The 22,020-nt window shown below is 71.8% G+C and carries 20 protein-coding genes; 15 read left to right on the forward strand and 5 right to left on the reverse strand.

All coding sequences use genetic code 11. The features are described from left to right. Positions 1 to 226 precede the first annotated feature (226 nt). From P8A20_RS19990 to P8A20_RS20000, 3 genes are read left to right on the forward strand one after another with little or no spacing between them, the layout of a single operon-like run. Positions 227 to 1,465, forward strand: a complete 1,239-nt coding sequence (locus P8A20_RS19990; protein WP_147958878.1) for a cytochrome P450 — start codon at positions 227 to 229, stop codon at positions 1,463 to 1,465. After that, positions 1,462 to 2,232 carry a thioesterase II family protein gene (locus P8A20_RS19995; RefSeq protein WP_147958879.1) on the forward strand — a complete coding sequence of 257 codons (771 nt, stop codon included), beginning with the start codon at positions 1,462 to 1,464 and terminating at the stop codon, positions 2,230 to 2,232. Before P8A20_RS19990 ends, P8A20_RS19995 begins: the two co-directional genes overlap by 4 nt. Before the next feature lie 45 nt (positions 2,233 to 2,277). Continuing rightward, positions 2,278 to 3,264, forward strand: coding sequence for an aldo/keto reductase (locus P8A20_RS20000; RefSeq protein WP_147958880.1), 987 nt, complete (start codon positions 2,278 to 2,280; stop codon positions 3,262 to 3,264). A 94-nt stretch (positions 3,265 to 3,358) separates the two neighbouring features. Here the strand turns inward: P8A20_RS20000 and disA are convergent, their stop codons facing one another. Next, entirely contained in the window at positions 3,359 to 4,483 is a 1,125-nt protein-coding gene (gene disA / locus P8A20_RS20005; RefSeq protein ID WP_147958881.1) for a DNA integrity scanning diadenylate cyclase DisA, read from the reverse strand. 79 nt (positions 4,484 to 4,562) lie between these two features. Next, complete coding sequence (gene radA, locus P8A20_RS20010; protein WP_147958882.1) at positions 4,563 to 5,975, reverse strand: DNA repair protein RadA; 1,413 nt, start codon at positions 5,973 to 5,975, stop codon at positions 4,563 to 4,565. 194 nt (positions 5,976 to 6,169) lie between these two features. On the opposite strand from radA, the gene P8A20_RS20015 reads away from it, so the two are divergent. After that, positions 6,170 to 7,963 (forward strand): BACON domain-containing protein, encoded by a 1,794-nt coding sequence (locus tag P8A20_RS20015; RefSeq protein WP_147958883.1) that lies wholly within the window; start codon positions 6,170 to 6,172, stop codon positions 7,961 to 7,963. 80 nt (positions 7,964 to 8,043) lie between these two features. Here P8A20_RS20015 and P8A20_RS20020 read toward each other — a convergent pair whose 3' ends face one another. After that, a complete protein-coding gene (locus tag P8A20_RS20020; protein WP_147958884.1) occupies positions 8,044 to 8,886 on the reverse strand; it encodes a DUF3109 family protein in 843 nt (280 codons plus the stop codon). Positions 8,887 to 8,918: 32 nt separating this feature from the next. On the opposite strand from P8A20_RS20020, the gene P8A20_RS20025 reads away from it, so the two are divergent. From P8A20_RS20025 to ilvD, 5 genes are all read left to right on the forward strand, one after another. Continuing rightward, positions 8,919 to 9,869, forward strand: a complete 951-nt coding sequence (locus tag P8A20_RS20025; RefSeq protein ID WP_147958885.1) for a Ppx/GppA family phosphatase — start codon at positions 8,919 to 8,921, stop codon at positions 9,867 to 9,869. A gap of 91 nt (positions 9,870 to 9,960) precedes the next feature. Continuing rightward, positions 9,961 to 10,773, forward strand: coding sequence for a sugar phosphate isomerase/epimerase family protein (locus P8A20_RS20030; protein WP_187282178.1), 813 nt, complete (start codon positions 9,961 to 9,963; stop codon positions 10,771 to 10,773). After that, a complete protein-coding gene (locus P8A20_RS20035) occupies positions 10,770 to 11,393 on the forward strand; it encodes a TetR/AcrR family transcriptional regulator (RefSeq protein WP_147958887.1) in 624 nt (207 codons plus the stop codon). Before P8A20_RS20030 ends, P8A20_RS20035 begins: the two co-directional genes overlap by 4 nt. 152 nt (positions 11,394 to 11,545) lie before the next feature. Next, positions 11,546 to 12,799 (forward strand): PQQ-binding-like beta-propeller repeat protein, encoded by a 1,254-nt coding sequence (locus P8A20_RS20040; RefSeq protein WP_147958888.1) that lies wholly within the window; start codon positions 11,546 to 11,548, stop codon positions 12,797 to 12,799. A 135-nt stretch (positions 12,800 to 12,934) separates the two neighbouring features. After that, the gene (gene ilvD, locus P8A20_RS20045) at positions 12,935 to 14,785 is read left to right on the forward strand and encodes a dihydroxy-acid dehydratase (protein WP_147958889.1); all 1,851 of its coding nucleotides are present in this window, start codon (positions 12,935 to 12,937) and stop codon (positions 14,783 to 14,785) included. Between the two features lie 34 nt (positions 14,786 to 14,819). Here the strand turns inward: ilvD and P8A20_RS20050 are convergent, their stop codons facing one another. Beyond that, entirely contained in the window at positions 14,820 to 16,979 is a 2,160-nt protein-coding gene (locus P8A20_RS20050) for a serine/threonine-protein kinase (RefSeq protein ID WP_147958890.1), read from the reverse strand. Positions 16,980 to 17,102: 123 nt separating this feature from the next. Here P8A20_RS20050 and P8A20_RS20055 point away from each other — a divergent pair, with 123 nt between their 5' ends. The 6 genes from P8A20_RS20055 to proC all read left to right on the forward strand — a co-directional run bounded on the left by P8A20_RS20055 (position 17,103) and on the right by proC (position 21,382). Beyond that, positions 17,103 to 17,438, forward strand: coding sequence for an SH3 domain-containing protein (locus P8A20_RS20055; RefSeq protein ID WP_147958891.1), 336 nt, complete (start codon positions 17,103 to 17,105; stop codon positions 17,436 to 17,438). Between the two features lie 34 nt (positions 17,439 to 17,472). Beyond that, positions 17,473 to 18,018, forward strand: coding sequence for a hypothetical protein (locus tag P8A20_RS20060; RefSeq protein WP_306103969.1), 546 nt, complete (start codon positions 17,473 to 17,475; stop codon positions 18,016 to 18,018). Between the two features lie 51 nt (positions 18,019 to 18,069). Then, entirely contained in the window at positions 18,070 to 18,840 is a 771-nt protein-coding gene (locus P8A20_RS20065) for a class I SAM-dependent methyltransferase (RefSeq protein ID WP_147958893.1), read from the forward strand. Between the two features lie 63 nt (positions 18,841 to 18,903). Then, a complete protein-coding gene (locus P8A20_RS20070) occupies positions 18,904 to 19,758 on the forward strand; it encodes an ABC transporter ATP-binding protein (RefSeq protein ID WP_147958894.1) in 855 nt (284 codons plus the stop codon). Then, positions 19,755 to 20,513 (forward strand): ABC transporter permease, encoded by a 759-nt coding sequence (locus tag P8A20_RS20075; RefSeq protein WP_147958895.1) that lies wholly within the window; start codon positions 19,755 to 19,757, stop codon positions 20,511 to 20,513. The genes P8A20_RS20070 and P8A20_RS20075 overlap by 4 nt, the downstream gene beginning before the upstream one ends. A gap of 59 nt (positions 20,514 to 20,572) precedes the next feature. Then, entirely contained in the window at positions 20,573 to 21,382 is an 810-nt protein-coding gene (proC, locus tag P8A20_RS20080; RefSeq protein ID WP_147958896.1) for a pyrroline-5-carboxylate reductase, read from the forward strand. A gap of 4 nt (positions 21,383 to 21,386) precedes the next feature. Here proC and P8A20_RS20085 read toward each other — a convergent pair whose 3' ends face one another. Further along, a complete protein-coding gene (locus tag P8A20_RS20085; RefSeq protein WP_147958897.1) occupies positions 21,387 to 21,971 on the reverse strand; it encodes a cysteine hydrolase family protein in 585 nt (194 codons plus the stop codon). Positions 21,972 to 22,020 lie beyond the last annotated feature (49 nt).

Raw genomic sequence — 22,020 nt, forward strand, 5'->3', positions numbered from 1 at the left:
GGGGGACGCTACGTCACCTGAATATGACGCGTCAAGGGTGATCTTGGCGGCCTCGGTGTAGTCCTTAACGCGCCGAATTCAAAGTTTCGACAAAGTGGCTTGACCCGTGTCACGTGGCCGGAAAGCGATGCCTATTTCCGTGGTTCGCCTGTATGTTGTCCCGCGCCACTCTTCCCACGTGAATTCCGGGAGGTCGGCCCCGAACCGGACGGAAGGACAACAGCAGTTGAAAGTCCACGACGCCCCGATTTCCAGATGCCCCGTACATCCGGGAGCCACCGACCTCGTCGACCCGCTGCTCTACACCGACGGCGACGCGCACGCCGTCTGGCAGCGGATGCGCGGCCTCGACACGCTGACCCGGCAGGAGGTCGACGACAAGCGGGGGTTCTGGAACATCGTCGGGTTCGACGACGCCGAGCGGGTACTGCGCGACACCGCGGTCTTCACCTCCGAGCGCGGCACCATGCTCGACCTCCTGGGCACGGACGACCCGGCCGGCGGGAAGCAGCTGGCCGTCACCGACCCGCCCCGGCACACCGAGATGCAGACCCGGTTGAAGAAGGCACTGGCGGTCAAGGCCGTGGAGCGCCAGAAGGACATGATCCGACCGCTGATCATCGATCTGATCAGTCCGCTCGGGGACGGTGGCACCTTCGACTTCGCCGAGGCGATGCTGGCCATGCCGATGTCCGTGACCGGCACGATGATGGGTCTGCCCAGCACCGACTGGCCCTGGCTCAGCCGTCTCACCACGGTCTGCATAGCCGCGGACGACCCGGACTACCAGGACGCGGGCGGCAAGGCGGCCACCCTGGAGACCGCGCACCGGGAGTTGTTCGCCTACTTCCAGGACCTCGTCCGCTTCCGTCGCGGCAACCTCGGCGACGACCTGCTCAGTGTGCTGATCTCCACCGAGTTCGAGGGTCGCCACATGGACTCCGGTGAGATCGTGGCGAACTGCTACAGCCTGCTCCTGGGGGCCAACGTCACCACCCCGCACTCGCCGAACTACGTCATGGCGCAGTTCATCGACAGCGGAGTGCTGGAGGACTGGGCCGCCCATCCGGAGGTCAACAACACCGCCGTCGAGGAGGCGCTGCGCTGGGCCTCCCCGGTCAACCACTTCCTGCGCTACGCCACCCGGGACACGGAGGTACGCAACACCCGGATCGCCGAGGGGGACGCGGTTGTGGTCTGGCTCGGCGCCGCCAACCGGGACGAGGCGGTCTTCCCCGACGCCGCCACCTTCGACATCCGCCGCAAGCCCAACAAGCACATCGCCTTCGGGATCGGCCCGCACTACTGCATCGGCCACAGCGTCGCCCGGGTCACGCTGCGGATCCTCTTCGAGGAACTCCTCACCCGTTTCGAGGACTTCCGGCCCGCCGGCAAGCCCGAGCGTCTGGCATCGAACTTCGTCTCCGGCTACAAGCGGGTGCCGATCACGGCCCGGGCCCGATGAGCGCGGACCTGCCCGACACCCCCTGGCTGCGCCGCTTCCACGCCGCCGACCCCGGTGCGCCGCGGCTCTTCTGCTTCCCGCACGCCGGTGGCAACGCCTCGTACTTCCACCCGCTCTCGGCCCTTCTCGCACCCGGCATCGAGATGCTCACCGTGCAGTACCCGGGCCGCCAGGAGCGGTTCAACGAGCCCTGCATCGAGAGCCTGACGGACCTGGCCGACGCCGTCGCCGCCGAACTGGCCGACCGGGTCGGGCAGCCCTTCGCCCTCTTCGGCCACAGCATGGGCGCCACCCTGGCTTTCGAGGTCGCCTGCCGGCTGCGCGAGAACGGGGCCGAGCCGACCGCGCTGTTCGTGTCGGGGCGACGCGCCCCGTCCATCCCCGCACCGGGCTCGGTACACCTCGCGACCGACGAGGAACTCATCGCCGACATGGAGTACTTGGGCGGCACGAATGCCCAGATGCTGAGGAACCCGGACCTGCTGGACGCTATCCTTCCGGCCGTACGGAGCGACTACGTCGCCACGGAGACGTACCGCTACCAGGGCGCCCCCCGACTCGACTGCCCCGTCACCGCGTTCATCGGGGACAGCGACCCGCGGGTGGACATTCCGATGGCGGAGGCGTGGGCCGACCACACGACGGACAGCTTCCGGCTCCACGTCTTCAGCGGGGGGCACTTCTTTCTGGTCCCCCATCTCGAAGCCGTGGCGGAGACGATGGCGCAGTCCGTTTCCGCCGTTCAAACATTTTCGACACAGAATTAATGATTCCGTCTTCTGAGCACGGAACCCCTTCCGGATTGGATGCACATGAAATACCGCGTCATCGGCAGCGACCCGAAGACCCGCCGCGAGGTCAGCGTGGTGAGTCTCGGTTCGATGCTTTTCGGAACGGCGACCGACGAGGCGACGTCCTTCGCTCTTCTCGACCGCTTCGTGGAGGCGGGCGGAACCTTCATCGACACGTCCAACAACTACTCGTTCTGGTTCAACGGGACGCAGGGTGGTGAGAGCGAGGAACTGCTCGGGCGCTGGATCCGCAGCCGTGGAATCGGTGACGAGATCACCTTCGCCACCAAGCTGGGTGCCCGCCCGAACGCTCCTACCAGCGGGTTCAGCCTCGACATCGAGGGGCTTTCGGCCAAGGTGATCCGTGAGTCCGCCGAGCGCAGCCGCGACCGGCTCGGTATCGAGCGGATCCACCTGCTCTACGCGCACGTCATGGACGAGCACACTCCCCTGGAGGAGACCGTCGAGGCCTTCGGCGGGGTCGTGGAGGACGGCATCGCCGGACTGCTCGGCGCGAGCAACCACTGGGCCTGGCGGGTGGAGCGTGCCCGTGCGCTGGCCGCGGCCGCGGGACTGCCCGGCTACGAGGTGCTCCAGCACCACCACAGCTACCTGCGCCAGCGCATGGACACCCCGAGCCTGCGCTCCCCCGACGGCAACCAGGGACTCGCCGGCGGCGACCTGCTCAGCTACGTCCGGGCCACGCCCTCGCTCACCCAGGTCGCCTACACGCCTCTGCTCTCCGGCGCGTACGTCCGTGACGACAAGCCCCTGGGCCCGGGCTTCGAGCACGCCGGCACCCAGCCCCGCCTCGCGGCCCTGGCCGAGGTGACGGAGGAGACCGGGGCGACCGCCAACCAGGTCGTCCTGTCGTGGCTCCTGGGCGGAGACATCCCGATCCTCCCCCTGGTCGGCGCGTCGTCGGTCGCGCAGCTCGACGAGAGCCTGGCCGCGGTGGACCTCGAACTGACCCCCGAGCAGCGCACGAAGCTCGACTCCGCGAACTGAGCCGGCGCCTCACGGACTCAAGCCCGAGCCCCGCCGGTCAGGACCGGCGGGGCTCGGGCGCGTCCGGCCCGGAGGGGCCGTGACGAGGTGGGTTCTAGACGTACCGCTCCAGGATCGAGGACTCCGCCAGTCGCGAGAGTCCCTCCCGCACGCTCCGGGCCCGCGCCTCGCCGACGCCGTCCACGGCCTGGAGGTCGTCCACGCTCGCGGCGAGGAGCTTCTGCAGGCCGCCGAAGTGCTCCACCAGACGCTCGATGATCGCTCCGGGCAGCCGCGGCACCTTCGCCAGCAGCCGGTAGCCCCGCGGGGAGACCGCCGAGTCCAGCGTCTCCGGGGAGCCGCTGTATCCGAGCGCCCTTGCCACCACGGGAAGTTCGAGCAGCTCGGTGTGGGTGAGCGTGTCCAGCTCGGCCAGCGCCTCCGCGACCGTGCGGGACCGCTTCGCGGTCGGCTCGGGGACGTAGTCGCGTACGACCAGCTCACGCTCCGGCTCCACACCGGCGATCAACTCGTCCAGCTGGAGGGCCAGGAGACGGCCGTCGGTGCCCAGCTCCACCACGTACTCCGCGATCTCGGTCGCGATCCGGCGCACCATCTCCAGCCGCTGCGAGACCGCCGTCACGTCGCGGACCGTCACCAGGTCCTCGATCTCCAGCGCGGAGAGCGTCCCGGCGACCTCGTCCAGCCTGAGCTTGTAGCGCTCCAGGGTGGCGAGCGCCTGGTTGGCGCGGGACAGGATCGCGGAGGACTCCTCCAGGACCCGCCGCTCCCCGTCGACGTACAGCGCGATCAGGCGCATCGACTGGGAGACCGACACCACCGGGAAGCCGCACGCCTTGGAGACCCGGTCGGCCGTGCGGTGGCGCGTACCCGTCTCCTCGGTGGGGATGGAGGCGTCCGGGACCAGCTGGACGCCGGCCCGCAGGATCTTCGTCATCTCCTTGTCGAGGATCATCGCGCCGTCCAGCTTGCACAGCTCGCGCAGGCGCGTCGCGGCGAACTCCACGTCGAGCACGAAGCCGCCCGTACACATGGATTCGACGGTCCTGTCCATGCCGAGGACGATCAGACCGCCGGTGTTGCCGCGGAGAATGCGCTCCAGGCCGTCGCGGAGAGCCGTCCCGGGCGCGACGGCGCTCAACGAGGCGCGCATGAGCGCCTCGTTGCTTGTGCCTTGGCCGGACTTTCCGGGCGATGCTGCCCGGTCGTTGGCTGCCACTGCACTCCTCCGGTCACAGGTTTGCGGTGCCCTTTCGTCGCTCATACCGTCGTACGGGCGGGCGAGACCAGGGCAAAGTCTACCGGCGTGCGCCCTCCTCCTGTGGTCCGTCCGTCCGAGACCGGCGGGGGAGGACTCTCAGGGCGTCACCCATGTCGGCCACTTCCGTGACCTTCATGCCGGCCGGGACCTGCCCGGGGTCCCTCGGGACCAGGGCGTGCTTGAACCCGAGACGGTACGCCTCCGCCAGCCTGCGCTGGACCCCCGTGACCCTTCTGACCTCCCCGGCGAGGCCCACCTCACCGATCGCGACCAGGTTCTTCGGGAGCGGTGTGTCGCTGGCCGCGCTGGCCAGGGCCAGGGCGATCGCGAGGTCCGCGGCCGGTTCCGTGAGCTTCACGCCACCGACCGTCGCGCTGTAGATGTCCCGCTTGCCGAGCGCGCTGATCCGGCCACGCTGTTCGAGGACGGCCAGCATCATCGAGACGCGGGAGGTCTCCAGACCCGAGGTGGTGCGCCGGGGTGAGGGGATCTGCGAGTCGACCGTCAGCGCCTGCACCTCGGCGACGAGCGGGCGCTTGCCCTCGAGGGTGACCGTGAGACAGGTGCCGGGGACCGGCTCGTCGCGGCGGGTGAGGAAGAGCCCGGAGGGGTCCGCCAGGCCGGTGATGCCCTCGTCGTGCAGCTCGAAGCAGCCGACCTCGTCGGTGGCGCCGTACCTGTTCTTGACGCCGCGCACCAGCCGCAGGCGCGCGTGCCGGTCGCCCTCGAAGGAGAGCACCACGTCGACGAGGTGCTCCAGGAGCCGGGGCCCAGCGATCGCGCCGTCCTTGGTCACATGGCCCACCAGGAGCGTCGACATGCCGCGCTCCTTCGAGGCCCGGATGAGCGCGCCCGCGACCTCGCGGACCTGCGCCATGCCGCCGGGCGCGCCGTCGATCTCCGGGGAGGCCACCGTCTGCACCGAGTCGAGGACGAGGAGGGACGGCTTGACCGCGTCCAGATGCCCCAGGACCGCCGAGAGGTCGGTCTCGGCGGCCAGGTACAGGTGGTCGTTGATCGCCCGGATCCGGTCGGCCCGCATCCGCACCTGGCTGGCGGACTCCTCGGCCGTGACGTAGAGCGTGCGGTGGTCGTCGCTCGCCGCCTTGGCCGCCACGTCCAGCAGCAGCGTCGACTTGCCGACGCCGGGCTCGCCCGCGAGCAGCACGACGGCACCGGGCACGAGGCCTCCGCCGAGGACGCGGTCCAGCTCGCCAACCCCGGTCGAGCGGGCGGTGGCCTGCCGGCTGTCGACCTGGCCGATCGGCAGGGCGGCGGACGAGACCCGGCCCGCAGCGGTCGTGCGGACAGCGGGGGCGCCGCCGAACTCCTCGACCGTCCCCCAGGCCTGGCACTCGGGGCAGCGGCCGAGCCATTTGGCGGTCGTCCAGCCGCATTCGGTGCAGCGGTAGGACGGCCGGTCCTTCGCGGATTTCGTACGGGCAGCCATGGCGTCACCGTATAGGTGCGGTCCGACAGTGCCGATCAGTCGACCACGGTCACGGGAGCCGAACATGTGCCCGATGCGGTATTTCAGGAGGAATCCGGGATTCCTGTCCCCTTTCGAGGGGGCCTGTCACCCGTAAGGATTAAATGTCGGAAAATGCTGTCAGGGTTCCTCCCACATCTGCCTACGGTCGCAAGGTGACGAGCAGCAGGCTGGAGCCCCACACGCACACCACCGGCGCACACCGGGCGCACCGTCGCGAGGCCCGCCCCGCGGTGCGGCGGTCGCCCGCACGTGACGAGCCGTACCTCGACGGCCTGTTCACCTACTGCCTCTCCGTGCTCTGCGACCACGAGGCCGCCACCGAGGCGCTCGGCTCGGTCCTGGCGATCGCCGAACGGCAGGACGGCCGGTGCCCCGCGGCCGAGGAGGAACGTAAATCCTGGCTCTACGCCCTGGCCAGGTGGACGTGCCTGAGGGTGCTCACCGAGCAGCGCAGGGGCCGCCAGGCGCACCGGCGGCGGCCGGTCCGCCGGGGCGCCGCGCCGCACGAGGGCGCCGGTGATCCGGCCGCCCAGGGCGTCGCGCGGGCCGCCCCCGGCGCCCCCGCCGAGTCCCCGGCGGCCGAAGCGCGCCGACGCGAACTCGCGAAGCTGGCCTGGCCCGAGGCGGCGGGCACCAGCCCCGAACAGCGCGAGGCACTGGAGCTCGCCGTGCGCCACGGCCTGCCGCCGCGCGCCGTCGCTGCCGTCCTGGGCCTCGACCCCGGCAGCGCCCGGGAGCTCCTGGCCGGTGCCGCCTGCGAGGTGGAGCGCACCCGCGCCGCTCTCGCCGTCGTGGAGACCGGGAACTGTCCCGCGGTCGCCCGGCTCACCGGCACCCACCAGGTGCTGCTCTCGGCGGCCCTGCGCCGCGAGCTCGTCCGGCACGTCGACGACTGCCCCCGCTGCCGTCGCGCCGCCGAGCGGGCCGGTGCCTCCGGTCCCTGGCCCGGGGCGGCCGTCACCCCGGCCGCCCCGCTGCCGGTCGTCGAGGCGCCCCGGCCCTCGGTGCACGTCGCCCTGGCCCATGCCCGGAGGAACCGGTCCGGAGCCCCGCGCTTCGCCCGGACCGGCTTCCCGCTGGACCCCAAGGACCACGCCGCGCGGCGGGACCGGCTGCGGGCCCGGGTGGTGACGACGACGGTCGTGGCGACGGTCGTCGCCGCCCCGGTGATCGCCCTGTGGGCCGCCTACCGGGGTGCGCCGCTGACCGGCGAGGGGCGCGACACCTCGGTCACCGCCACCGACGTGGATGTGGAGCCCGGCTCCGAGGCCGATCCGTACGACCACTACGAGAACGCCGGCAACGCCCGTACCGACGGGGACGGCGGCTTCACGGACGGCGTCCGGAGCCCGGACGTCTCGGCCGAGGTCATCAGTGTCGGCGCCGGCCCGGAGGGAGCGGGCTCGATCGGTGTCTCGGCCCGCTCGTCCGGCGGCCGCACGGCGATCACCCTGACCGCGACGGGTGACGAAGCCGTCGCCTGGTCGGCCCGGTCCGGCGCCCCCTGGCTGCGGCTCACCCGTACGTCCGGCACGCTCGCCCCCGGCCGGAGCACCACCTTCTACGTGTTCGTGGACCGCTCGGCCGAGCCGCAGGGCCCCTGGAGCACCCGCGTCCTGGTCGCCCCGTCGGGCTCCGCGGTCGCGATCACCGGCCACGGTGCCCCGCGCCCCGGGAGTCCGGAGCCGTCCCCGGACCCGTCGTCCGGGTTCCCGAGCCCCACGCCGTCCACGCCGGCCTCCCCGCCCACGTCGACGGATCCGACACCGACCCCGACGGATCCCACCGGTCCGCCGGACCCGACGCCGACGCCGACGCCCACGGATCCGACGGACCCGACGGACCCGCCGGGCCCCACGCCGTCACCGTCGGACGGATCCACCGCGCCGGGTCCGTCGTCCGGCCCGACGACGGACCCGGACGAGCCGTCCGGGCCGGCCGGGTGACGGGAAACGGCGGCCCGGTGTGCGACGGAACGTCCGTGCTCCGCACACCGGGCCGCCGTCGGGGCGGGGCCGGTCTCCGGTCAGGCCGGATCGGCCGGGTGCGGAGCCATCGGCAGCAGCGAGGCCAGCCGCTGCTCGCACAGCTCGGCCAGCCGGTCGTAGGCCTCCTTGCCCATCATCTCGGTGAGCTCGGGCCGGTAGGAGACGTAGACCGGGTCACCCGCCCCGTGCGCGGACGTGGCCGAGGTGCACCACCAGTGCAGGTCATGGCCGCCGGGTCCCCAGCCGCGGCGGTCGTACTCCCCGATCGAGATCTGGAGCACGCGCGTGTCGTCGGGCCGTTCGATCCAGTCGTACGTACGGCGGACCGGCAGCTGCCAGCACACGTCGGGCTTGGTCTCCAGCGGCTCCTTGCCCTCCTTGAGGGCCAGGATGTGCAGAGAACAGCCCATGCCGCCCGCGAACCCGGGGCGGTTCTGGAAGATGCAGGAGCCCTCCCAGCGCCGCGTCTGGCGCTCGCCGTCCTCGTCGACACCGACCCAGCCGGTCTTCGTGCCGACGTCGTGGAACTGCCAGATCTCGGGCGTGAGCCGTGCGACGTGCCCGGCCACCCGCTTCTCGTCGTCCTTGTCGGAGAAGTGCGCGCCCAGCGTGCAGCAGCCGTCGTCCGCGCGGCCCGCCTGGATGCCCTGGCAGCCGCTGCCGAAGATGCAGTTCCACCGGGACGTCAGCCAGGTCAGATCGCAGCGGAAGACCTGCTCGTCGTCGACGGGGTCGGCGAACTCCACCCAGGCCCGTGCGAAGTCGAGCCCCTTCTCGTCGGGCCCGTCCGGCCCCGCTGCTTCCGGCTGCTGGATCTCCTGCTTCGATTTCGGCTGCTTCTTCGTGGCTTTGTCCGGCTTCGCCTTTTTCGTCTTTGGCACCTGCCCAGAGTAAGCCGCAGTAGCGTTCCCGTATGAGACTCGGAGTCCTCGACGTGGGGTCGAACACGGTGCATCTGCTGGTCGTCGACGCGCACCCGGGCGCCCGCCCGCAGCCCGCCCACTCGCACAAGGCGGAGTTGCGGCTCGCAGAACTCCTCGATCCGGAGGGGTCGATCGGTCCCGAGGGCGTGGACCGGCTCGTCGCCACGGTCGGCGACGCACTCCAGGCGGCCGAGGACAAGGGCTGCGAGGACGTGCTGGCGTTCGCCACCTCCGCCGTCCGCGACGCGGGCAACGCCGACGAGGTGCTGGCGCGGGTGCGGGACGAGACCGGTGTCGCCCTCGCCGTCCTCAGCGGCGAGGAGGAGGCACGGCTGACCTTCCTGGCCGCCCGCCGCTGGTTCGGCTGGTCCGCGGGGAAACTGCTGGTCCTGGACATCGGCGGCGGTTCGCTGGAGGTCGGCTACGGCATGGACGAGGAGCCCGACGCCGCGGTGTCGCTGCCCTTCGGCGCGGGCCGTCTCACCGCCGCCTGGCTCCAGGGCGATCCGCCGGACCCGACGGACGTGCGCGCGCTGCGCCGCCACGTCCGTGCGGGCATCGCCCGGACGGTCGGCGAGTTCACCCGGCTGGGGCCGCCCGACCACGTGGTCGGAACCTCCAAGACGTTCCGGCAGCTCGCCAGGATCACGGGGGCCGCCCGCTCCGCCGAGGGGCTCTACGTGCAGCGCGTCCTCAGCCGCAAGGCCCTGGAGGAGTGGGTGCCGAAGCTTTCGGCGATGACCGTCGAGCAGCGGGGGAGTCTGCCCGGGGTCACCGAGGGGCGCGCCGCCCAGCTGCTGGCGGGGGCGCTCGTGGCCGAGGGCGCGATGGACCTGTTCGGTGTCGAGGAGCTGGAGATCTGCCCCTGGGCGCTGCGGGAGGGAGTCATCCTGCGCCGCCTCGACCACCTGCCGGCGCAGCAGGCGGCCGCCCTGGCATGACCTCGCGGCCCGCCATGGCCCTTCTCACTTTCAGCCGGGCTCCCTCGGCACCGCACACCGCTGCCCGTACCCTGTCAACGTGGCAGAACCAGTGGTGCGCATCCCGGATGCGAAGGTCGCCCTGTCTACGGCCTCCGTCTATCCGGAGTCGACGGCGACGGCCTTCGAGATCGCTGCGCGCCTGGGCTACGACGGTGTCGAGGTCATGGTCTGGACCGACCCCGTCAGCCAGGACGTCGAGGCGCTGAAGCGGCTGTCGGACTACCACCAGGTGCCGATCCTGGCCGTGCACGCGCCCTGTCTGCTGATCACGCAGCGGGTCTGGTCCACGGACCCGTGGGTGAAGCTCCAGAGGGCCAGGGCCGCGGCGGAGAAGCTCGGTGCCTCGACGGTGGTCGTCCACCCGCCCTTCCGGTGGCAGCGCAACTACGCCCGTGACTTCGTCACCGGAATCTGGCGCATGGCGGACGAGACCGATGTGCGTTTCGCGGTGGAGAACATGTACCCGTGGCGCTACCGCGACCGCGAGATGCTCGCGTACGCCCCCGCCTGGGACGTCAGCAACGACGACTACCGGCACTTCACCGTGGACCTCTCGCACACGGCGACCGCACGCACCGACAGCATGGCCATGGTGGACCGGATGGGCGACCGGCTCGCCCATGTCCACCTCGCCGACGGCAAGGGCTCCGGCAAGGACGAGCACCTGGTGCCCGGCCGGGGGGACCAGCCGTGCGCGGAACTGCTGGAGCGGCTGGCCCGCACCGGCTTCGACGGCCATGTGGTCATCGAGGTCAACACCCGCCGCGCCATGTCGTCGGCCGAACGCGAGGCCGATCTCGCGGAGGCGCTCGCCTTCACCCGGCTGCACCTGGCGTCGTCGGCGCAGGCTCCCCGGCCGTGACCCCCGGCGCCGACGGCCCGGCCCCCCGGCGCAGGGGCCGCCCCTCCCGCGCGGCGCACGCCGAGGGCCCCGACGCCCGGACCCGGATCCTGGAGGCGGCCCGCTCGGAGTTCGCCGGACGCGGCTACGACAGGACCTCGATACGCGGCGTCGCGAAGGCGGCGGGTGTGGACGCGGCCCTGGTCCACCACTACTTCGGCACGAAGGACGAGGTCTTCGCCGCGGCCGTCGAGGTCTCCTTCGAACCCGCGCTGCTCATCCCGTCGATCCTGGGCGGGCCCTCCGAGGACGTCGGAGAGCGGCTGGCCCGGTACTTCATCGGCGTCTGGGAGAACCCGGTGTCCCGGGCGCCGCTGCTGGCCGTCCTGCGTTCCGCGCTCACGCACGAGGCGGCTGCGAAGGCGCTGCGCGAATTCGTGCTGCGCCGGCTGCTGGAACGGATCGCGGCGGGCCTCGACGTGCCTGATCCGGCCTTCCGCGCGGAACTCGCCGCCTCCCACATGATCGGCATCGCGATCCTGCGGTACGTCGTCCGGGCGGAGCCCCTCGCGTCGGCCGATCCGGAGAAGATCATCGAGATGGTGGCCCCCACGCTCCAGCGGTATCTGGCCGACGGGTGACCGGGGCCCTGCCTGTGTGACCGCTGTGCCGTTGGTTCGACAACAGTGTCGCGAGTCGGTACCAGCGGCCGTCATGGCCGGATTCCGGTGGTTGGCTGTCCGGGACCGGCGAGCCGGTTGTACGTGGTGGACGACAAGTGGGGGAGACGACCGTGACGACTCGCAATGTACGCAGACCTGACGGGCACGCGGCGGACGGCCCCGTGTCCCGCCGCCGGCTGCTGGGAATGGCCGGCGCGGGACTGGGCCTCCTCCTCGCGGGGGCGGTGACGACGGCGTGCGGCCCCGAGCAGGCCGGTGCCTCGGGGAAGCCGGAGCCCGGCGGGAGCGGAAAGGGCGCAGGGGACGCGTTCGCGACTCCGCCGGCCGGGAGCGCCCCGCGCGCTCTGTGGCAGGAGAAGACCACGGTGGGCACCCTCGGCAACCACGAGGTGCTCGCCGTCGTGGGGAACGTGGTGCTGGTGGCGGGCGACCCCCTGACGGGCCGGGACCTCACCACCGGCGAGGAGCTGTGGTCACTGCCCGGTGCCGCCCAGCCGGGCGCCCGGCTGATCATGGGCGGGGACACGCTCTACCTCGCCAGCGGGCAGTACGACGGTGACCTCGTGGGTCTCGACCCGGCCACCGGCAAGGAGACGTGGCGCAGCCGCCTGGACGGGCGGTACGCGCAGCCCCGGCCCATCGGCGCCGACACCGAACGCGTCTACGTGGTGGCGGGCATCCTGGAGAAGGACCTCAGCTCCCGGACCAACGTGATCGCCGCCGTCGACGTCCGTACGGGCAAGGCCGTCTGGAGCGAGAAGCGGGACGCCGGCACCGAGGAGTCCGGCATCACCTCCGCGGTACTCGGCGACCACCTCGTCTACACCGACCACCGGAAGAACCTGACCGTCCGCGACACCGCGACCGGACGGCAGCTGTGGTCGAAGAAGATCAGCCGGTCCAACTTCGAGCGGATCGCGGTTCACGACGGGGCGGTCTGCGTCGCCGACGGCAGGCATCTGCGCTCCTTCGCCCTGAGCGACGGCGCGGAGCGCTGGGCGGTGAGGACCGAGGAGTTCGACACGTTCAACGGACCCAGCGTCCTCGACGGGGTGCTCTACGCCTCGGACAGCGCCCACGCCCTGTGGGCCGTCGACCCCGCCACGGGCGAGCGGCGGTGGCACAACCCCGACCTGCGCGAGGTCTCGGTCCCTCTGCAGTTCGCCAAGGTGGGGGACACTCTCTACGGGGCGACGGAGTTCGACGAGAACGGCGGCGTCCAGGCCTACGACGCGCGGGACGGCAAGCTCCGCTGGACGTTCAACGACGGCAAGGGCTCGATCGAGCAGTGGTACGTGGTCTCGGGCGGCAAGCGTCTGGCCGCGCTGCACGACCGTCGCCTGCTGGCCCTCCCGGCGGTGTGACGGAGAGGGGCGGGCAGTCGTCCCGCCTGCCCGCCCACTGGGCATCGCGTCCCGCATTTCGGACGGGATGTCCAGATCTTGGCACGTGAGGCGTACGCTCAAAGGCAGTCTTTTCTGTCGAAGGAGCGAGAGACGATGCCCCAGCTGAGGTCCCGCACTGTCACCCACGGCCGCAACATGGCGGGCGCCCGCGCCCTTATGCGGGCGTCCGGCGTAGCCGGCGAGGACATCGGCAAGCCGATCATCGCGGTGGCCAACTCCTTCACCGAGTTCGTGCCGGGCCACACCCACCTCGCCCCCGTCGGCCGGATCGTCTCCGACGCGATCAAGGCGGCGGGCGCGGTGCCCCGCGAGTTCAACACCATCGCGGTGGACGACGGCATCGCCATGGGCCACGGCGGCATGCTCTACAGCCTGCCCTCCCGCGACCTCATCGCGGACAGCGTCGAGTACATGGTCGAGGCCCACTGCGCCGACGCCCTGATCTGCATCTCGAACTGCGACAAGATCACCCCCGGCATGCTGATGGCCGCGATGCGCCTCAACATCCCCACGGTGTTCGTCTCCGGCGGTCCGATGGAGGCAGGCAAGACCACCCTGGTCGACGGTACGGTCCGCACCCTCGACCTCGTCGACGCGATCTCGGACGCCGTCAACGACAAGATCTCCGACGCGGACATCCTCCGTATCGAGGAGAACGCCTGCCCGACCTGCGGCAGCTGTTCGGGCATGTTCACCGCCAACTCGATGAACTGCCTCGCCGAGGCGATCGGCCTGGCCCTCCCGGGCAACGGCTCGGTCCTCGCCACCCACACCGCCCGCAAGGCGCTGTACGAGAACGCCGGCCGCACGATCGTCGACATCACCAAGCGCCACTACGAGGAGGACGACCACTCCGTCCTGCCCCGCAGCATCGCCACCCGCGAGGCCTTCGAGAACGCCATGGCGCTCGACATCGCGATGGGCGGCTCCACCAACACGATCCTCCACCTGCTGGCAGCGGCCCAGGAGGCCGAGCTCGCCTTCGGTCTCCCGGAGATGGACGAGATCTCCCGGCGGGTCCCCTGCCTCGCGAAGGTCGCCCCCAACGTGGCGCCCGGCGGGACGTACTACATGGAGGACGTGCACAGGGCCGGCGGCATCCCCGCCCTCCTTGGCGAGCTGCAACGCGGCGGGCTGCTGAACGAAGGCGTGCACGCGGTCCACTCCGGCAGCCTCGGTGAGTGGCTGAAGAACTGGGACGTCCGCGGCGGCTCCCCGTCCCCCGAGGCCGTGGAGCTCTGGTACGCCGCCCCGGGCTGCGTCCGCAGCGCGACCGCCTTCTCGCAGTCCGAGCGCTGGGACACCCTCGACACGGACGCGGCCGGAGGCTGCATCCGCGACATGGAGCACGCCTACTCCAAGGACGGCGGCCTGGCGGTCCTCAAGGGGAACCTCGCCGTGGACGGCTGCGTCGTGAAGACGGCAGGCGTCGACGAGTCGATCTGGACCTTCGAGGGACCTGCCGTCGTCTGCGAGTCGCAGGATGACGCCGTCGACAAGATCCTCCGCAAGGAGATCACGCACGGCGACGTCATCGTCATCCGCTACGAGGGCCCCAAGGGCGGCCCCGGCATGCAGGAGATGCTCTACCCGACGTCGTTCCTCAAGGGGCGCGGCCTCGGCAAGACCTGCGCGCTCGTCACGGACGGCCGGTTCTCCGGCGGCACGTCCGGCCTCTCCATCGGGCACGCCTCGCCCGAGGCGGCGTCCGGCGGCACGATCGCGCTGGTCGAGGACGGCGACCGGATCCGGATCGACATCCCGAACCGCTCGATCGAGCTGCTCGTCGCCGATGAGGACCTCGCCGCCCGCCGCGAGGCGCTGAACGGCGTGTACGCGCCGAAGAACCGCGACCGCAAGGTCTCCCAGGCGCTGCGCGCGTACGCGGCGATGGCGACCAGCGCGGACAAGGGCGCCGTCCGCGACGTCTCCAAGCTCGGCTGACCCCCGGCTGTCCCGTCCGGCCCCGCCCCTGGCCTCACCAGGCGGCGGGGTCGTCCGCGTCCACGGCGAAGACGGATCCGTCCGGGGCGGTGCCGACGACGCTCCGGCCCAGGACGACGGGGGCCGGCAGGGACGACGCATGACCGAGCCTGCCCTCTTTCAGCCGCGGGCGCGTCTGTCCCAGCAGCGTCCCGCGCTCGGTGTCGACGGCGAGCAGCCGCCCGTCCGCGGCCGAGAAGTACAGCCGCCCGCCCGTTCCGAGGACCGGCGCGGAGGTCGTCCCGACGGCCGTCTCCAGCCGCCAGCGCTCCGCCCGCCCGGCGTCCGGCCGGATGTCGAGGGCGAGCAGTGTCCCGCCGCGCTCCAGCATCAGGGCGGTGTCCCCGTCCACCACGGTCTCCGGCCCGTTCATCCGGAAGGGCAGCTCGGTACGGCTCGTGGCGCGCGCCCCGGGGTCGTACCGGACCAGCCCGGTGGTCTGGGCCTTCTCGTTCATCGAGGTCAGCAGAAGCGTGCCGTCGGACGCCCCCGCCGGGGTGAGCAGCCCGTCCAGCCTGCGCTGCCAGGCCGTGTCGCCGCTCCTCGCCTCGACGGCCGTGACAAGGGTGGAGGTCCCCCGGGCCGAGCTCTCGTAGACGTACGCGAGACCGGTCCCGGCCTCGTACAGCGCGAAACCCGGCTGTTCGTGGCCCGGGGCGGTGTGCCGCCACAGGGATCCGCCGGTCTGTGCGTCGAGTGCCTGGAGCGAACCGTCCTGGCGGACCGTCAGCAGGAGATCGCCGGCCGGGAGGGGGGTGTCCAGGTACGCGGAGAGGTCCGTGCGCCAGAGCTCCGCCCCGTCGCCGGGGGAGTAGGCCCTGAGCTCCTCGCCCTCGACGACGGTGTAGGGCACGCTCCCGGACACCGCTCCCTCGGAACCCTTCCGCGACGTGGTCCGGTGCGACCAGACCACCGTGCCGCCGGACGGGTCCAGCCGGGATGTGCCGAGACCGGCGGTGACGCAGTACAGCGCGGAGCCGGTGCCGTCCGCCCCCGCCGCACACGAGGGGGTGGCCACGTCCGTGGAGCGCAGGGGGGTCCGCCACGGTGTGAAGGCGGCCGCGTGCCCCGCCTCCGCACCGGGCTCCGGCCGCGGCGCCCCGGAGCCGCCCCAGGTGACGGCCGCCCAGAGCCCGCCGGCCACCAGCAGGGCAGCGGTGGCGACGGCCGCCATCCGGTGCGGCGTACGGCGTCCCCCGGCCGGCCCCTCCCCCCGCCTCCCGGACGGCAGCCCGTCCGGCGCGCGGACATGCGTCGTCCCCTCGGACGCCTCCCCCGGCTCGGCGGCGAGCGGTCTGCGCTGGACGGGTATGAAGGCGGCCGCCTCGTACGACGGAGGGTGCAGCGCGGTCATGATCTCGTCCGGGGTGGGGCGCTCCGAGGGGTCCTTGGCCAGACAACGTCCGATCAGGGGCGCGAGATCCGTGGGCACACCGGTCAGATCGGCCTCGTCGTGCACCACCTGGTAGGCCACGAGGTACGGGCTGTCCGAGTCGAAGGGCCCCCGGCCCGTCGCCGCGTGGACGAGCACGGCCCCGAGCGCGAACACGTCGGCGGCCGGGCCGACCTCCCGGGGCCGCTGGAACTGCTCGGGCGCCATGTACGGCGGCGAGCCGATCAGCTTGCCCGTCTCCGTGCGGACGTCACTGTCGTACGGCCGGGAGATGCCGAAGTCGATGACCTTGGGCCCGGAGTCGGGGAGCAGCACGTTGCTCGGCTTGAGATCGCGGTGGATGACACCGGCCCGGTGGATGTCGCGCAGCGCCTCGGCCAGCCCCGCCGTGAGCCTGCGCAGCTCGGCGGGGCTCATCGGCCCGTTCCGCTTCACCTGCGCGGAGAGCGTCGGGCCGGGGACGTACAGGGTGGCCATCCAGGGCAGTGCCGCCGCCGGATCGGCATCCACGACGGGTGCGGTGAACGCCCCGCTGACCCGCCGGGCGGCAGTGACCTCCTGCCGGAAACGTGCCCTGAACTCCGGGTCCGCCGCGTGCTGGCGGTGCACCACCTTCACCGCGAGTTGCAGCCCGGAGGGGGAGCGCGCGAGGTGTACGACACCCATGCCGCCCGCCCCGAGACATGCCTGGAGCCGGTACTTCCCCGCGTACTCAGGATGCTCCGCTTCCGGATGTGATCCGGTCCCCTGCAGCGGCGGCATCGCCCACCCCCGTGTGTTCGTGCGCAAGCGCGACGCACGGAGCCTAGTCGATGGTGCGTGCGAGGGACGTGGGGCTTGTTAGCCTGCGCGTCACACGCGTCACTTTCAACGGGGGAGGCCCTCATGGGCGTTGAGGAGAACACCGTCGGCTCGGCCGGCACGGACACCGTCGAGGCCGCGGCCGAGGGGGTGGCGACGCTCGCCGCGGGCACGGTCGTCTACCCGATCGCGCCCGGCTACCGCGTCAACGTCCGCAGGGGTCCGGGCACCCAGTACGGGATCGTCCGGACGCTGCCGTACGGGATGAGCGTCCCGGTGTACTGCCAGAAGCCGGGGGAGCGGGTGACCGGCCCGTACGGCACGTCGAACCTGTGGGACAACATCGCCAACGGGCAGTTCGTGTCGGACGCCTACGTCAAGACGGGCAGCGACGGCTACATCGCCACGCGCTGCGACTGACCCGACCGTCGCGCGTCCGGGGATAATCGATTCCGTGAGCGAGAACAGCGAAGCCCCCGGAACGCCCTCGGACCTGCCTGCGGGCGGCACCACGCCCGGGCCGCAGCCCGAACCCCTCCGTTTCTTCGGTACGACCTGGGTCGACCACGACGGCGGGTACGGGCTGCGGCGCGTGGGCGTCACCGTCGGCTCGCTCGTCGCGGCCGTCGCCTCGTGCTTCGTCCTGCGCTTCGCCTATCAGGGGCTGGAGATCGCCGAGGTCGGCGGCCTCGTCGGCATGCTCGTCGTGCTGATGTTCGCGGTGTGCAGCGCCATCGCCTTCCGCAAGACCTGGGAGGGCTTCACCCGCCGCCCCGCCGACCCGTCCCACGAGGACAGGCTGCGCGGCCTCAAGTCGATCGGCTTCATCGGTTCGCTCCTCGCCTACTTCCTCCGCTCCTTCCGGGAGGCACCCGGCGAGACACTGCGGCGCACGGAGTACGGGACGGCGCTGGCCCGGTACGAGAAGCGCCGCTCGTCCCGGACCGGAAACCCGGCGGCCCGCAGGAGCGCCAAGGGGAAGCGCTCCGGCCGCAGGTGAAGTCGGCGCGATCACGGCCCGCGAACCGCAGGACGCGTGCACGATGAACCCATGTCCGCATCCAGGCTCCGCGCCCTCTCCTTCGACAACTCCGCCGTCCTGTACGCGGCGGCACGTCCCGGATACCCGCCCGTACTCCTCGACACCGTCGGGGAACTGACCGCCCGCCCCCTCGACGGGGCCCGCGTCGTCGACGTCGGCGCCGGAACCGGCATCGCCACCCGGCTGCTGCACGAGCGCGGTTGCCGTGTCACCGCCGTGGAGCCCGGTCCCGGCATGGCGGACGAACTGCGCCGGACGCTGCCGTCCGTGCCCGTCGTCCGGGGCGACGGCAACCGCCTCCCCCTGGCCACCGGATCGGCCGAGCTGATCACCTATGCCCAGTCCTGGCACTGGACCGACCCGGCCCTGGCGCTCCCCGAGGCACTCCGCGTCCTGCGCCCGGGTGGCGCCCTGGCGCTCTGGTGGAACGTCGCCGACCACTCCGTGCCGTGGATCGCCGACCAGGACGCCCGGCTGCGACGCCACTTCGGTGCCGAGGAGAGCGCGCACGGCACCCCGGGCGTCACCGGCTCACGCAACCTCCCGCAGCTGTCCGGCGGCGAGTTCGCGCAGCGGCTGCTGCCGTGGTCCCGCACCGTGCAGGTCGGCACCCACCTCGCCAACCTCTCCAGCCACTCCGCCTTCCTGGTGCGCGGCGGACCGGACTCGGAGCCCACCCGCCGGTTCCTGGACGAGGAGCGCGGCCACCTGGCCGCCGAGTTCCCCGACGGCATGGTCGAGGAGCGTTACGTGGTCGAACTCGCCGTGCTGATCCGCTGACCAACAGGGCGGGGCATGCCGCATCCCTTGACGGGCCCTTCCGGCGCGACCCATATTCATCACATGATGAATTCTCTGCGTGCTGCGAACGCGGGGGCCGTCGAGGCACGCGCCCTCACCGTCGTACGAGGAGACCGCACCGTCCTGAGCGACCTCGGCTTCACCGTCGAGCCCGGCAGGATCACCGGCCTCCTCGGCCCGTCCGGCTGCGGGAAGTCCACGCTCATGCGCGCCGTCGTCGGCACCCAGGCCAAGGTCTCGGGAACGCTCGACGTCCTCGGACGGCCCGCGGGCCACCCCTCCCTGAGGGCACGCGTCGGCTACGTCACGCAGGCACCGTCGGTCTACACGGACCTCACCGTGCGGCAGAACCTCGACTACTTCGCGGCGGTCCTCCGCCCGGGGCGCGGCCATCGCGCGGCCCGCGAGGAAGCCGTCACCCGGGCCATCGGCGACGTCGATCTGACCCGTCGCGCCGACGCGCTCGCCGGCACCCTCTCCGGAGGCCAGCTCAGCCGCGTCTCCCTCGCCGTGGCCCTGCTCGGAACCCCCGAACTCCTGGTACTCGACGAGCCGACCGTCGGCCTCGACCCCGTGCTGCGCCGCGACCTCTGGAACCTCTTCCACTCCCTCGCCGCCGACCGGGGCACCACGATCCTCGTCTCCTCCCACGTCATGGACGAGGCCGAGCGCTGCCACCGGCTGCTGCTCATGCGCGAGGGCGGGATCCTCGCCGACGACACCCCCGACGCCCTCCGCACCCGCACAGGCTCCGCCACCGTGGAAGAAGCCTTCCTGCGCCTCGTCGAGGAAGCCGTCACGACAGAGGCCGTCACGACCGAGGCCGCGCCCGCGACCGCCGCGCACCGGGCGGCCGCGGACGAAGTCACCCCCGCCGGCCAGGAGACGACCCGATGAGCACCGACACCCCCGCGCTCTCCCCCGCCCGGGCCCTCGCCACCGCCGGACGTGTCCTGCGCCAGCTCCGCCACGATCCCCGCACGGTCGCTCTGCTGCTGATCGTCCCGGTCCTGATGATCACGCTGCTGCGCTACGTCTTCGACGACGGCCCGGGAACCTTCGACGCCGTCGGCGCCTCACTGCTCGGCATCTTCCCGCTGATCACGATGTTCCTGGTGACCTCGATCGCCACCCTCCGCGAGCGCACCTCCGGCACCCTGGAACGCCTCCTCGCCCTGCCCCTCGGCAAGGGCGACCTGATCGCCGGATACGCGCTGGCCTTCGGCGCCGTCGCCGTAGCCCAGTCCCTCCTGGCCACCGCGATGTCCGTCTGGGTCCTCGGACTCGACGTCGTCGGATCCCCCTGGCTGCTGCTCCTGGTCGCCCTGCTCGACGCACTCCTCGGCACGGCTCTCGGCCTGTTCGTCTCGGCCTTCGCCGCCTCGGAGTTCCAGGCGGTCCAGTTCATGCCCGCCGTGATCTTCCCGCAGCTGCTGCTGTGCGGACTGTTCACACCGCGCGACCGGATGCACCCTGTCCTGGAGACCGTCTCCGACCTCCTGCCGATGTCGTACGCCGTCGACGGGATGAACCAGGTCCTCACCCACACCGAAGTCACCGCCGACTTCCGCCGCGACATCCTGGTCGTCGCCGGCTGCGCTCTGCTCGTCCTCTGCCTGGGTGCCGCCACCCTCCGCCGCCGCACCACCTGACAGTGCGGTGCGAGGATGGCGAACCACCTACCGCGCACCGCCCCCGGAGGATGAACCGCATGACCCAGACCGTCGCAGTCCTCGGTACAGGAAAGATCGGCGAGGCCCTGCTCAGCGGCATGATCAGGGCCGGCTGGCGGGCGAGCGATCTGCTGGTGACCACCCGCCGCGCCGAGCGCGCCGAGAAGCTCCGCACCCGCTACGGCGTCGAGGCCGTCACCAACGCCGAGGCCGCCAAGAGCGCCGACATCCTCATCCTCGCGGTCAAGCCCCAGGACATGGGCAGGCTCCTGGACGAGCTCGCCCCCCACGTCACCGCCGACCGCCTCGTCATCAGCGCGGCCGCCGGGATCACCACCGCCTTCATCGAGGACAACCTGACCGCGGGGACCCCGGTGGTACGCGTCATGCCGAACACCCCCGTCCTGGTGGACGAGGGCATGTCCGTCATCTCCGCGGGCAGCCACGCCACAGCCGCACACCTCGACCACGCCGAGTCGATCTTCGGCGGCGTCGGCAAGACGCTCCGGGTGCCCGAGTCCCAGCAGGACGCGGCCACCGCTCTCTCCGGCTCGGGCCCCGCGTACTTCTACTTCCTCGTCGAGGCGATGACCGACGCCGGCATCCTGTTGGGCCTGCCCCGCGCCCAGGCCCACGACCTGATCGTCCAGGCCGCGATCGGCGCCGCGGTGATGCTGCGGGACAGCGGCGAACACCCGGTCAAGCTCCGCGAGGCCGTCACCAGCCCCGCCGGCACGACCATCAGCGCCATCCGGGAGCTGGAGAACCACGGGGTGAGGGCCGCCCTCATCGCGGCCCTCGAAGCCGCCCGCGACCGCAGCCGCGAGCTGGCCACCGGCAACGGCTGACCCGCTACTCCGCGGCGGCCACCAGCTCCTCGCTGCGCACCACACGCGCGAACCCACCGCCGTGCAGCGTCACGGCGGTGGCCCGCGACAGCTCCCGCGCGCTCAGCGTCCAGCCCCACGGGCCGACCGCGTCGAACGTGTACGTCGCATCGAGCGCGAAGAACACCTCGTAGCCGAGATTGCCGCCCATGCGGGCCGTCGTCTCCGCGCACATGTTGGTCTGGATCCCCGCCACCACGATCTGCCCGACCCCGGCCGCCCGCAGCCAGGTGTCCAGGTCGGGAGTCCCGTAGAAGGCGGAGTTCACCGACTTCGTCAGGAACAGCTCCGGCCCCGTGCCCTTCCCCCGGCGTTCCTCGACGTACTCCTTGAACGCGTTGCCCGCGTACCCCTCCCGCAGCGGCGAGTCCGGCTTGGGGGAGTCGTGCCGCACGAACACGACGGGCCGGCCGCTCGCCTGCCAGACATCGATCAGTTTCGCGATGTTCCGGTCCGCCTCCGGATTGTCACGCGGTCCCCAATACGCCTCCTCCTCGAACCCCTGCTGTACATCGACGACCACCAGCGCTGCGTTCTCCGCGATCTCCATGCCCACCACCCTCCTCCGGACGGCGGCCCGTTCCCAGACACGGAAAAGT

This window comes from Streptomyces sp. Alt3 (assembly GCF_030719215.1).
GTDB classification, from domain to species: domain Bacteria; phylum Actinomycetota; class Actinomycetes; order Streptomycetales; family Streptomycetaceae; genus Streptomyces; species Streptomyces glycanivorans.

Bases quoted from the DNA above. Each gene is read 5' to 3' on its own strand.
- P8A20_RS19995 (WP_147958879.1), top strand. From the start codon at position 1,462: ATGAGCGCGGACCTGCCCGACACCCCCTGGCTGCGCCGCTTCCACGCC.
- P8A20_RS20000 (WP_147958880.1), top strand. From the start codon at position 2,278: ATGAAATACCGCGTCATCGGCAGCGACCCGAAGACCCGCCGCGAGGTC.
- radA (WP_147958882.1), bottom strand. From the start codon at position 5,975: ATGGCTGCCCGTACGAAATCCGCGAAGGACCGGCCGTCCTACCGCTGC.
- P8A20_RS20025 (WP_147958885.1), top strand. From the start codon at position 8,919: ATGAGACTCGGAGTCCTCGACGTGGGGTCGAACACGGTGCATCTGCTG.
- ilvD (WP_147958889.1), top strand. From the start codon at position 12,935: ATGCCCCAGCTGAGGTCCCGCACTGTCACCCACGGCCGCAACATGGCG.
- P8A20_RS20050 (WP_147958890.1), bottom strand. From the start codon at position 16,979: ATGCCGCCGCTGCAGGGGACCGGATCACATCCGGAAGCGGAGCATCCT.
- P8A20_RS20055 (WP_147958891.1), top strand. From the start codon at position 17,103: ATGGGCGTTGAGGAGAACACCGTCGGCTCGGCCGGCACGGACACCGTC.
- P8A20_RS20065 (WP_147958893.1), top strand. From the start codon at position 18,070: ATGTCCGCATCCAGGCTCCGCGCCCTCTCCTTCGACAACTCCGCCGTC.
- P8A20_RS20070 (WP_147958894.1), top strand. From the start codon at position 18,904: ATGATGAATTCTCTGCGTGCTGCGAACGCGGGGGCCGTCGAGGCACGC.
- P8A20_RS20075 (WP_147958895.1), top strand. From the start codon at position 19,755: ATGAGCACCGACACCCCCGCGCTCTCCCCCGCCCGGGCCCTCGCCACC.
- proC (WP_147958896.1), top strand. From the start codon at position 20,573: ATGACCCAGACCGTCGCAGTCCTCGGTACAGGAAAGATCGGCGAGGCC.
- P8A20_RS20085 (WP_147958897.1), bottom strand. From the start codon at position 21,971: ATGGAGATCGCGGAGAACGCAGCGCTGGTGGTCGTCGATGTACAGCAG.